Origin of the sequence: Paenibacillus sp. 1001270B_150601_E10 (assembly GCF_015558675.1) — a bacterium.
Taxonomy (GTDB): domain Bacteria; phylum Bacillota; class Bacilli; order Paenibacillales; family Paenibacillaceae; genus Paenibacillus_B.
Genome location: NZ_JADMOL010000001.1, coordinates 774449 through 786563 on the forward strand (window position 1 = coordinate 774449; position 12115 = coordinate 786563).

Sequence of the window (12115 nt, forward strand, 5' to 3'; positions counted from 1 at the left end):
ACGTCCACATCCGTCACTCCTCCGTCCGTAATCGTATATATTATCAACAACTGAACCTCTTGGAAATTAAGCGAGTACATCCATAGAACGGTCTCGAACATGACAGGAAGGAGCAAACTTCACGATGGATCACTCCTACCGAATTCTTAGCCCACGACTCTTGCTTCGTCCGTTGACCGAGCATGACCTTGAAATCATTAGAACCTGGCCCAATCAAGCAATCACTCGCATTTGGTATTATGACTATCAGCCTCTCGATGTAGACAGGATCGAAAATTATTATGAACGCTATCGTACAAACGAGCGTGATATGATGTTTGTTGCGGTATGGATGGAGCATGAGCAAGTCATCGGAACTGGAAGTCTATGCCGCATTGACCCGACTATGCGCACTGCTGAGCTTGGAAGAGTCTATATTGGAAGCCATGAAGCACAAGGACACTCCTTTGGCGAGGAGATCGTGAGTGCCCTGACGGCCTTCGGCATTCGAACCCTTGGCTTAAAGCAAATCGAGCTCTTCGTAAAGGTTACGAATACTCGTGCCATTCGCGTCTATATGAACTGCGGATACGTTCATGATCGCTCGTACCGCCATCATCGGACGAAGGGAGCGACATCATCGCTGATCCGTATGGTATATACGGTTCCTAGAAAGCGCCTTGATGCAGGCGAATCTACCTAGACATCTTACTCCCGCCCCTCACTGCCTTCTGTATGAAATACAAACCTCCATTTGACAATACGAATTGAAAATACGAAAAAAGCCCTCCTGATCAACAGGAAGGCTTTTTTGAGTTGTATATGGTATGACCCCGTATCATTGCAATTAAGTAATGTGCGGAACTTGCCAGATAACCGGCACATCTTGAAGCTGATCGGCTAACCATTCCTTCGCAATCTGCTGGAAGATAACCGGATCTCCGCTGCAGAAAAATTGATGCACAGGCATCTCATCTTTTGCAGATAGCTGATTTTTGTCCTGAAGAATCGTACTGATCTCTCTTGCTGTCTCTTCAGCTGAGTTAATCAATTCCACACCAGGCCCCATAACCTCTTGAATCGGTTCTGCTAAGAAAGGATAATGCGTACAGCCTAGCACCAGCGTATCGATTGGAGTTGCTCGAAGCGGCTCCAGCGTTTCTCTCACGACTTGCCATGATTCCTCAGAACGGAACATGCCTTTCTCCACAAGCGGAACGAAGCGTGGACATGCATAACTAACCACTTCAACATGCGGAGATAGCCGCCTTAAGGCGTGTTCATAGGCAGCACTCTTAATTGTGCCTATGGTGCCTATAACGCCAACATAGCCTGATCTTGTTGCAGTAATCGCTGCTCTAGCCCCTGGATGGATAACGCCTACAACGGGAATGGAGACACGTGAACGGATGTCCTCCAACGCAACCGCTGTCGCCGTGTTGCAGGCAATGACAATCATTTTAGGTTGATATTGAATTAAATAATCGACGATTTGTCTCGTAAAAATACGCACTTCTTCCGGATCACGAGGACCGTATGGCGAACGGGCCGTATCTCCAAAATAGATGACCTTCTCACGAGGGAGCTGACGCATGACCTCCTTCACAACGGTCAAGCCGCCAACGCCAGAATCAAGCATTGCGATAGCTTGCTGCACGAAAACACCGCTTCCTTCATCTCATGTTTGACTGACTATGATCAGATCTAATGCTTCCATTTCTATCGTATTTGATACGATATGAACCATGTCTAAAAAAAGTACCTTGATCATCTTAACTTATATCGATGACAGGTTCAAGCCGTGTATATTAGCCCAAAATGAAGGAAGTCCCTCATCCTTCCAGAAACTTTTTGAATATTTGCTCAGTATTACGTTTATAACAGTTTGCAAGGAGCTTTTAGATGGGAAAGGATTTGGCAATATGCAAGAGCGTCGTACACGTCAATCAGATCGTGAGCTAGGGAATAGTTATCCACCCCGTAGCCATACTCACCGTAAAAAGAATAAACGGAAGCCTTCTGCTTCCGTCTCACAACCTGACAACCAAACCACTTCTAGCCAACAGATGAGCAAATCTGAACATTTGCAGGCTTCACCTGTGACAAAGAAGAAACGCGGTCCGTGGCAGTCTTTTTTAAATGTGGCATCAGCGGTGCTGCTTCTCGCCGTTACCATCGGCATCGGCTGGCTTGTATTTACTCCTGCTGGCGAGCTCTTCCGCTCGCGCACCGCAGATAAGATCATCGGCACGCCGAATCAGCAATGGGCCAAGTTTCTTATCGGCTCATCCGAAACCGAGCGAAGAATCAAGCTGTTCAACAGCCGAATGAACTCGGAGCTAACGGAATAGCACTTTATGTATAGCTCTGTCTTGCTGCTCCTTGTCATGAAGAGGGCAAGCAAGGACAGAGTGCTTACATGACCTGGCTCAAATGTGGAAGCTGCCTTCGCGATCTTCCGCGCTGTCCTCTTCCTTCACTGAAGCCTCAATCGCTTCTACAACCGTATCCTCATCTTCTCCGTCCAGCAACTCGATTCCCGTAACACCGGATACTTGCGCTAATACGTCCTCGCGATCATCTTCACGCAAGCTTTGAAGCTTCTGCTTCCATTCCGCTGTTTTTTCCTTTGCGGACTCAACGAAGCCTACCGTACGCTCGCTTACCTGCTTCACGACTTCCTGTGCTTTCCCTGTCGCTTGCTTCGTACCTTCCGCAATATCTTGGCGCAGCTCACGGCCTGGCTTAGGAGCAAATAGAAGTGCGGCCACTCCACCTGCAATTGTTCCTACAAGCGCACCAATCAGGAAAGATTGTTGATTCTTCGATGCCATGTCTTGTTCCTCCTCCTAAATGCATTCTTAGATCTCACTGGTCTTCGGTTATCTGCCCTGCGAAGGCTCCTCCGTCGACTCTGTTGCATAGCGGCTCCGACGCTTCTGGATATCCTTCCAGATCGCAAGGGTCATATCGAGCCACTGCAGCGTCTCTTGAATGCGATGCTCATTGGCTCGGTGCGCTGAATCTACAGCATCTTCGGTGCGTCTCGACCATCTGACAATCCGGCCGTTCCACTGCTCGATAATGTCCCGAATACGAATGGCGGTTTCTCTCCACTCCGCGACCTCTGCTGCTGCTTCTTCAGCTCGTTTTAGCACCTCATCACTTCGGCGGGTAAAGTCTTGAAGCTGCTGAACAAGCTGTACGGATTCCTGTTGGAGCGATTGTATGGATTGCTCAGCCTTCCGCATCAGCCTTATACAACGAAAAACACCAATCATAAGTACGAAGCTAAGCACCACCCACGCTCCTGCTGCCACCGCAGCACTCCATTCCAGCATCCCATTCACCTCGCTATTTGCATGGATCAGGACGAATGCCCATGTTGTACTTCCAGTATAAGAAGATTGGGCTCGTCTTGACACTCCTTGAGGTTGTACTTTTTGTATAAAATAAATCTTGAGGAGTTGGAATGTTTATTTTAGGCACTGCAAAGTCCCGCTTTATCAAAAATTCCATTCAAGTGCTTTTATAATTGAGTGTTTTTCAAGATATCTCTTGATGGAGTGAGTACTACGGAGTCGAACAGAGGGATATGTTTCGTGAAGGAAAAACAAAAGAAACCCTACATCTTATCAATGACAGGGTTTCTAGGACACTTCGAGGATTGTTAGTTTCGTTTATTATTAAAACACACTACGTACCAATCCCCCATCTATTCGTAACGCAGAGCCATTAATTGCCGAGGAAAGAGGACTGCTTAAGAAGGTGACTAGATGTGCAATTTCTTCTGGTCGAATAAGCCTTTGAATAATCGAGGTTGGTCGATTCTCTTTCATAAATCGCTGTTCCGCTTCCTCCATTGTCAAATTCTCATTAGGATAAAGACTATTCAACATCGTTTCCACTCCTTCTGTAAAAGTGGAACCAGGCATTACCGTATTGACCGTCACATTTGTTCCCTTAGTCAACTCAGCTAAACTGCGTGAAAGCGAGAGCTGCATGGTTTTGGTCGCACTATAATGGGCCATTTCTTGAGATGGCATAATCGCTGCTTCGCTTGCGATAAAGATGACTCTGCCTTCTTTTTTCTGTATCATTTGTTCTAGGTATCGGCGAGAAAGTCGAACACCGCTCATGATGTTAACTTCAAAAAATTTAAACCAATCTTCATCAGGAATATCAAAAAATTCGGCAGGCTCAAAAATACCCAGGTTGTTAATAAGAATGTCTGCTTCAGAGTACATTTCAATAACCTTTTGGCATCCCTGTTCTGTACCTAGATCAGCAGCCGCTGGCTGAAGGATGGCTTCAGGATATTTTTCTTGAATTTCTTTTATCGTTTGATTAACTTTTTCTTCACGACGTCCATTAATAAGTACAGTGGCACCTTCCGCCGCTAGTGACATGGCAATCGCTTTTCCAATTCCTGCCGTAGATCCCGTAACCAGTGCCGTTTTTCCTTCTAAATGCAGACGCATGCAGATCCCTCCTAGAGTCATTATTATCAGAAAATAAGAAAAGCCGCCCTTAACTTAAAAGGATACAGACGAAAAATCGTCCATATCCTTTTGCATCTTCTTAAAAATCAAAATTGTCCGGATCTGGACCAACTCGGTAATGCTGGTTCAGATCATGAATTCGTTCCATATCTTCTTTCGTCAACTCAAAATCAAATACCATTGCATTTTCAACGATTCGATGTTCTTTTGTAGATTTAGGAATAGTTACCACGCCATTTTGTAAGTCCCAACGCAGAATAATTTGCGCAACAGACTTGTCATATTTGTTTGCGATATCTTTCAAGACCTGATTATCTAATAATTGGCCTTGCATTAATGGAGACCAGGCTTCCAGCTGAATGCCATGTTCCTGACAAAACGACTGAAGTTCTTTTTGGGTCAAGCGTGGATGGTATTCCACTTGATTGACCATTGGTTTAATTTCAGCATCTTTCATTAGGTCTTCGAGATGATGAATCTGAAAATTACTTACTCCAATAGCTTTTACTCTTCCTTCTTTGTAAAGAGTCTCTAATGCTCTCCATGCATCTTTATATTTGCCTTCTACAGGCCAATGAATAAGGTATAAATCCAGATATTCCAAACCAAGTTTATTTAAGCTCGCTTCATAGGCTGCCATTGTGGATTCATACCCTAAATCGGCATTCCAAACTTTCGATGTCACAAATAGATCTTCTCTAGAAATGCCAGCTTCAGCAATTCCTTCACGGATCCCTTGTCCAACTCCCTCTTCATTTCCATAAATAGCTGCCGTATCAACACTACGGTAACCGTGTTTAATGGCTGTTTTAACAGCTTGAACTAACTCAGGACCTTCTTCTACTTTAAATACCCCGAGACCAAACCAAGGCATTTTTATACCATTATGCAATGTTGTTTTATCTTGTAAATTTTGCGCTATCATAAATTGACCTCCAAATTGTTAAAAATCTCCTAGATGTTTGTGCTGTTATCATGCGCTCTTTCTATAAATGTATTCGAGGCTGATGCAAAGCCGGTGTCTTGCAATGCCATCTATATTAGATAAAAGAAAGCTTCATAAGCCTATAGAACCCCGTATAAATTCAACTTTAGCTACAAGATTTCCCCAACATCCAAAGCGTATTCGCAAACGAGTCACTCATGGATGAACTACGATATTGTCCTGACAATCTTTAATCTAAAATGATGAAAATCAACCGGCAAATGATAGTATGAGGGATATGAATCATAAAGAAAAGTACGCACTTTTTTGTACTATAGACACTTAAAAGTTCTATAGGTACTTTTAAGTGCCCAAGTAAAAGGAGGCTGAAAACGCAGCATAAGAAGAACAATTCTTCTATTGATAAAAGGGGAGGTTAAACAAACTGAATAAAAAAAAGGAGGATAATGATCCTCCCTAGTGTATCGAACCCCCTGCCTTTTTAAAGATGCAGAGGGTTCAACTGGTTCATAAAAACACAGCTCCGATTAAAAACAAGCTCATCCTTCTCTTCACTTATCGTTAGATGGCTTCTGCATGCATAATGCTTACGATTCATTCTCCTTCTGCGACTTAATTCGGTACGTGCAGCGCCTTCCTTGCTTGGCAAGGCATTCGGTACGCTCGACATCTGCTTGAAGCAGTTGCTGAAATAACGCCAGCTCACAAGCACACGGCTCCTCATAGCGGTCCGCTACTTGTGCAATGGGACAATTATATTCATGAAGCAGCCAGGTTCCGTCCTGTTGCTGTTCCGTTTCAACCATATATCCATTGGAATCCTGAATGTTGCCAAGCTCTTGAATACGCTCATCCAAGCTCTTGCCTTTCATGTGCGGCATGTATTTATCAAGCAGCGTCTCTTGTCTGCCAGCGAATAATTGTCCAATTCGATCGCTTCCCTTTGCAGCGGCGTCCTCATCTGGAACCGGCAGCTTCTCTACTTCTTTTAGTAGATCGAGAACGAGCTGATGATACTGCTTCGGAAAGCGTTCATCCCCAAGGGAAGAGAGATGATACATCTGCAAAGGTCTGCCCATTGGCTGACGAACTTGCTCCGTCTCCAGCACACCTTCCTCTACATATTGGGTAAGATAGCGTCTTACCCCCATCTCGGTCATTCCCAATTGTTCAGCAAGCTGTGCAGCTGACATCGAACCATTAGTCTTGATGAGATGGAGCAGCATCCCACGTGTAGAAGGCTTTCGTTGTCCTCTTGTCATAGGCTTCACCTGTCAGCGTCAAATTAATACCGTCATTGTATCTTATTATGACACTGCTGTAAATCAAGCTCTCATGGAAGCTTGATCCTTTTGCATCGCTTTCATATCCAAATGGTTATGGAAGCTGAAGCTCCTTCACAATAAAATGACGAACGGATTCTGCGAATGTTGTCAGCACATCCGGCAGCTCTTGAAGCAAAGGATGGATACGGGTTCGTTCCCATTCCGCATAATGCTGCACGATAGGCTTGCGAAGCTGTACAAGAGCAACCAGCGCTTTATGCAAATCCGAATCAACTACGCCTTCCTGCGCGATGATATCCATAATATCCTCATAGCTGCTTGCATCTCTCATAATAAATCCATCAATAAGGAGGCTGCCTACATCTGTTACGATCTCGATTGAGAGCTGTAAGACTCTTTCCTGCGCAAGATGCACGATGATCGAATCGTCCCACTTGGCTTTGATCTGTGCAACACCCTTTACGAGTGATTGTATCTCATTTAAACGCTTCTCAATTTGCTCTTGGTCAACGTAATACATCTAGATGCCTCCTTTGGAGTCGTATACTATTAGCATAGCATAAAGAACAAGAAAAGATATCCATATCAAAGGATTAATATAATCGCTTATACTACCTTTTAATGATAGGAGCAAATCGCTTCTAACAGAACGAAGAAGAGGCTTTCATTATCGAAAGCCTCTTGCTAACGCTAGGTTGATTCATTTATTCAACAACGAGAACAGACTTCATCGTGTCATGGCCTGCTCCGCACATAATCGAACAGTGAATCTCATATTTTCCAGGCTTGTCAAACGTAATCTCTTGCTCTTTGTGTTCATTCGTCAGGTTAATGTTCAGTTCCTTAATCTCAGCGCCATGAACGCCGGACTTGTTTTCAAGCTTCAACAAGACAGGTTCGCCTGCTTTGACCTTATATTCAGCTTGATCAAAGGTAAAGTCATTTTTAGCGATCATTTTCACAACTTGAACGCCTTCTGGCGCCGCTTCCTCAACCGGAGGCTTCGGCATGTTGAACAGCATGAGACCTGCAGCAAGCAAGCACGCAATGCCGAAGAAGACGACCATTGCCCATTTTTGCATAATTGTCCTACGCCCCTTTGTCTATTACATTCGTCACTATTCCTATTATAAAATGAACAACAGAATCTACAACCCAAAGTTTTACTTTTAAGTTCCAAAATTTTCATTTGTGACAGAATGTTGAACATTTATTTTTTGGACCAAAGAAGGCATAGGAATGGTTATGGTTTGTCCTTAGGTTCCTCCTGATCAGCTTCGATATCTGCGGCTTTCTCGTCTTCCCTTTGCTTCAAAACATAAATGATACGCTTGACTTGTGAAGGAAGTGGCAAGCCTAAGCGACCGTAATTCTCTGTAATGCTGATCAGTTCATTTGCTAGATAGAAGCTGATCGCCCCATCCTTAATCCATGTCGTGCCAAACACCACATCCATATGATGAGCAAGCGTGATCACGAGGAGCATCATTGCCTTTTTAGCTAAGCCCCAAAACCCTGCCATGCTGTATAGACCTTTTCCTTCTTTAAGTGAAGCAGCTATTCCTGAAATGTAATCGATTACGATCGTCACAAGAAATAGGGTCAGCAAGTGGCTCCACTCCCCGAAAAGAAACGTTAGTATCACTCCGAATGCTCCGCAGATGGTATTAAAAAGCTGAATATTCAAGCTGCCACCTCCAATACATTGCGAGATATTGCATTCTATGAACTTCTTGTCCACGCTGCCACGGCAAAAAGACCCCCGCCCTGCTCCTTCTTACATGACTAAAAGGAACAAATATGGAGGTCTTATTGATCAAAATCTATTTAAAAGATAGGGTTACAAACTTCGAATATTGGCATGTAACTTCCATTTACGCCTCTTCCTTAAAGAATTGAGGCAAATAGGCTTTATTGGCCTCCAACATCTCGTCAAGCAGCTTCTCGGCAACACCGACCGAAGGAACGAGAGGATGGTGTACCATCGCTTGAAGCGCAATGCCGCGATCTCCAGTCACAGCTGCTTCAATGGTCAATTCCTCGTATACTTTAACCGCATGCAGCAGTCCCTTAACATGGTTTGGCACATGCTGTGGCGGAAGTGGAATCGGTCCTTGTGCAGTAACGACACAGTTTACCTCAATGCTTGCATCAGCAGGCAGGAAGTCATAGATATTGCCATTCATGACGTTCAACGTCTGGATGTCGCGTGTGTCATTATAGATTGAAGTCATCAGCTTCACAGCAGCCTCAGAGTAGTAAGCACCTCCGCGCTGCTCCAGCTGTTTCGGCTTCACCTTCAGGTTCACGTCCTTATACAGCTCGAACAATTCCTTCTCCACACGGCTAACGACGTCAGCACGCGTTCCGTCTTTCTCCAGTGCGGTCTTCATTTCCTCAAACATGACATCCGACATGTAGAAATACTTCAAATAATACGTCGGAATCGCACGAAGGGATTGAAGGAACGGAACGCTCCAGCCAAAGGTCGGCACGTTTTTCGCCGTATAAGTCGTTCCACCTTCCAATAGCTCATCAAGCTTCTCTTCGCCCTTAACAAGAGCCGACGTTACCCAATGAAGATGGTTGATGCCGACGAATTCCGGCAGTACCTCTTGCTCGCTTACGCCATATTGCTGCGCTAAGAACTTCTGGAAGTTGATCGGTGAGTTGCAAAGACCAATGGATTTCACCTTGCTGTGCTTCGCTACCGCTTCGGTTACGATCCCCGCTGGGTTTGTAAAGTTTAGCAGCCACGCATTAGGTGCAAGCTCTTCGATATCGCGACAAATGTCGAGAATGATAGGCACCGTTCGAAGCGCCTTGAACATCCCCCCTGGGCCAGTCGTCTCTTGACCAATGACTCCATGCTGGATTGGAATATGCTCATCGCGCTTGCGTGCTTCAAGCAACCCGACACGGATTTGAGTCGTAACAAAGTCTGCACCTGCAATCGCTTCTCTGCGATTCAAGGTAAGGTTCACCTGCATCGGAATTCCTGCCTCTTCAACCATTCGCTTCGCGAGGTTTCCGACGATATCAAGCTTGTGCTTGCCTTCCTCGATATCGACAAGCCACAGCTCACGAATCGGCATTTGATCATAGTGCTTGATGAAGCCCTCCACGATCTCAGGCGTATAAGAAGAACCTCCGCCGATTACTGCAATCTTCAATCCTGTCTTTGCTGTCATGATAATCTCCTCCATCCATAAATTAATGGAACACTATATAATTAAAATAAGATAACCGCTTTAACTTATACCGTCAAAGATTTAAGCTTCGCTTCTGTCTCTGCGTCAAGCTTCACACCGTCCATATCAAGCGCGCTTAGAATCGCGCCTGCGACAGGGTCTGACTGCAGATGAACACAACAAGCATTCGGTGCTTGACTCTTCACCACTCGCTCAATAGCATCCGTCAAGTGAGGGCTCGTTCCTTTATTCAATACACTGCCGATATAGACAACATCAAACTGCTCTTCTGTCATATTCAAGCGACGAATAAGCGCTGTAACCGCATTGCCCATCTCTGCGCCTTCACGCTCGAGAATGTCAATTGCCACTTGATCGCCTTGGCTTGCAGCGGTGAACAATGTCTTTACGAGATCACTTGGCACATTGCGCCTCTCATAGAGCACATCTTCATAGATCGCTTCTACGGAATCTCCTTGCATATGCTCCAGTACAAGATCTGTCAGCATCGTCTTCGGCCCTCTCTCATCCCATGCGCGAATCACCGCGCGAAAGGCTAGAGTGGAAAGACCTGAGCCTCCGGCGAAGCCGTCTCCAAAGGTAAAGCCAAAGCCGCCGTACTGAAGCTCATCGCCCTTTGTGTTGCGGGCTGCACTGTTGAATCCGTTTCCACAAATGATGGCAGCCCCGTTGAATTGACTCGTGCCGGCTCTCATGCCGATAATCGTATCGCATGTAATGTAATGCCTCTTGAATCCTAGTGACGCGATCATCGGTCTTAGAATCACATAATCTGGCTCGCGGTCAGCGCCTGCAAGTCCAAAGTAGGCGATCTTAATATCTTCTTGCGTTAGTCCCGCTTCCTTCAATGCATCCTCGCAGGCTTGACGAATATTACGCTCGGCCCTATCCTTGCCAAGCTGATGATTGCCATTGCCGGATACTCCTTTGCCCAATACGCGTCCCTGGGCATCCGTGATAACCGCATGGGTCTTGCTCCCGCCTGCATCTACGCCTAAGTAGATACTCATTTAAATCGCTCCTCACCTTCTATTTACAGATACGAATCGATAGTTCATGTTCGAAATGAATGTAACGATAGAACATCATGCTACTCGTGTTGATTATCTTTTTAAGCTCGATATCTGAGATATCTTATGACTTAAAGATACACCGATTTGGGGAGGATCAACTACTGCAAAATGAGTAATGGCTGATACTATCTTACTGTCTTTTTAACGAAATTGCAGATTAGGAAATTAGTCCTGAATTCGATAATCACTGGGAGATACCCCCACATATTGCTTAAAAAGGCGATTGAAGTTAGAAAGATTCCGGAATCCACACTGTGCGGAAATCGCTATAATTTTCTGATCAGTCGTTTCCAAGAGATGGATGGCTTCTGTTAATCTCAGCTGGATTAAATAATTCAGCGGCGAGGTCCCAACTGCTTGCGAAAACAGCTTGCTGAATCGGGACGGACTCAAATGAGTCAGGTCCGCCAGTTCTTGAAGGCTCCACGAATATGCCAGATTCGTTTCCATTGTATGAATGACTTCCTTCAGCGCATGCATATTCCGATGCTTGATTAGGTTGCTGGACTCGTTCGAAAGCACCATATGCCGATTCATTAAAGCTAGGAATCGAACGAGGTCTGAGCGAATGACAGATAGGTATGAAGTCTCTCTCTCTTCATATTCCTCTCTCATTCGCAAGAACAGCTTCCGAAGCTCTTTGTGCATCTCATGCTCACGATTAACAAGATTAGAGAACAATTCTCCCATTTCACGAAACGGCCGCATTAGCTCAGGCGCATACCGCAAATCCACGGCAAGAATAGATGGATCAAACATCAGAATATCCATGACCAGATCCTTCGACTCAAAAGCACGATGTAGATCATCGCTGTTGATTAGAATCAGATCCCCCTCTTGGAACTCCAGCTTATGACCGTTGATCAGATAAAAGCCCGATCCCTGCCGTATATGGTTAATTTCTAATGCATCATGCCAATGTAGCCGCTCAAAGCCCGGATTTACCCCTTCACTTGACGAGATCACAAGCGGAAACGACGGCTGATCGAATAAAATATTGTCTCTCGAAATGAGTTGAGGCTTATCCATAGGGAGCTCTCCTTTATATACGTGAAGTTCTAGTTGAAGCTTAGCGTTAAATGATTACTTCTATTATATAAGCAGAGTGTAAAGTTCG

Annotated in this window: 14 protein-coding genes; 2 read left to right on the top strand and 12 right to left on the bottom strand. The window is 45.0% G+C overall.

The window, feature by feature from the left end; genetic code table 11:
• Positions 1-124: 124 nt before the first annotated feature.
• The gene (locus I2H74_RS03560; protein ID WP_195571690.1) at positions 125-682 is read left to right on the top strand and encodes a GNAT family N-acetyltransferase; all 558 of its coding nucleotides are present in this window, start codon (positions 125-127) and stop codon (positions 680-682) included.
• Positions 683-826: 144 nt separating this feature from the next.
• On the opposite strand, the gene racE is transcribed toward I2H74_RS03560, so the two are convergent.
• Complete coding sequence (racE, locus tag I2H74_RS03565) at positions 827-1636, bottom strand: glutamate racemase (protein ID WP_324253986.1); 810 nt, start codon at positions 1634-1636, stop codon at positions 827-829.
• A gap of 442 nt (positions 1637-2078) precedes the next feature.
• Here racE and I2H74_RS03570 point away from each other — a divergent pair, with 442 nt between their 5' ends.
• Positions 2079-2330 (top strand): hypothetical protein, encoded by a 252-nt coding sequence (locus tag I2H74_RS03570; protein WP_195571692.1) that lies wholly within the window; start codon positions 2079-2081, stop codon positions 2328-2330.
• Positions 2331-2408: 78 nt separating this feature from the next.
• Here I2H74_RS03570 and I2H74_RS03575 read toward each other — a convergent pair whose 3' ends face one another.
• From I2H74_RS03575 to I2H74_RS03625, 11 genes are all read right to left on the bottom strand, one after another.
• The gene (locus I2H74_RS03575; protein WP_195571694.1) at positions 2409-2813 is read right to left on the bottom strand and encodes a YtxH domain-containing protein; all 405 of its coding nucleotides are present in this window, start codon (positions 2811-2813) and stop codon (positions 2409-2411) included.
• Positions 2814-2861: 48 nt separating this feature from the next.
• The gene (locus I2H74_RS03580) at positions 2862-3320 is read right to left on the bottom strand and encodes a hypothetical protein (protein ID WP_229106312.1); all 459 of its coding nucleotides are present in this window, start codon (positions 3318-3320) and stop codon (positions 2862-2864) included.
• A gap of 345 nt (positions 3321-3665) precedes the next feature.
• Positions 3666-4460, bottom strand: coding sequence for an SDR family NAD(P)-dependent oxidoreductase (locus I2H74_RS03585; protein WP_195571698.1), 795 nt, complete (start codon positions 4458-4460; stop codon positions 3666-3668).
• A 100-nt stretch (positions 4461-4560) separates the two neighbouring features.
• On the bottom strand, positions 4561-5403 hold the full coding sequence (locus I2H74_RS03590) for an aldo/keto reductase (protein ID WP_195572124.1): 843 nt from the start codon (positions 5401-5403) through the stop codon (positions 4561-4563).
• A gap of 611 nt (positions 5404-6014) precedes the next feature.
• On the bottom strand, positions 6015-6689 hold the full coding sequence (locus I2H74_RS03595) for a helix-turn-helix transcriptional regulator (protein ID WP_195571700.1): 675 nt from the start codon (positions 6687-6689) through the stop codon (positions 6015-6017).
• A 115-nt stretch (positions 6690-6804) separates the two neighbouring features.
• Positions 6805-7233, bottom strand: a complete 429-nt coding sequence (locus I2H74_RS03600; RefSeq protein ID WP_195571701.1) for a DUF86 domain-containing protein — start codon at positions 7231-7233, stop codon at positions 6805-6807.
• Positions 7234-7417: 184 nt separating this feature from the next.
• On the bottom strand, positions 7418-7795 hold the full coding sequence (locus I2H74_RS03605; RefSeq protein ID WP_195571703.1) for a cupredoxin domain-containing protein: 378 nt from the start codon (positions 7793-7795) through the stop codon (positions 7418-7420).
• Between the two features lie 161 nt (positions 7796-7956).
• Positions 7957-8400: a phage holin family protein gene (locus I2H74_RS03610; RefSeq protein WP_195571705.1), complete on the bottom strand. Its 444-nt coding sequence runs from the start codon at positions 8398-8400 to the stop codon at positions 7957-7959.
• Positions 8401-8587: 187 nt separating this feature from the next.
• The gene (locus I2H74_RS03615) at positions 8588-9904 is read right to left on the bottom strand and encodes a 6-phospho-beta-glucosidase (protein ID WP_195571707.1); all 1317 of its coding nucleotides are present in this window, start codon (positions 9902-9904) and stop codon (positions 8588-8590) included.
• 65 nt (positions 9905-9969) lie between these two features.
• The gene (locus I2H74_RS03620) at positions 9970-10935 is read right to left on the bottom strand and encodes an N-acetylglucosamine kinase (protein WP_195571709.1); all 966 of its coding nucleotides are present in this window, start codon (positions 10933-10935) and stop codon (positions 9970-9972) included.
• 228 nt (positions 10936-11163) lie between these two features.
• Positions 11164-12027, bottom strand: a complete 864-nt coding sequence (locus I2H74_RS03625; RefSeq protein ID WP_195571710.1) for an AraC family transcriptional regulator — start codon at positions 12025-12027, stop codon at positions 11164-11166.
• Positions 12028-12115: the final 88 nt, after the last annotated feature.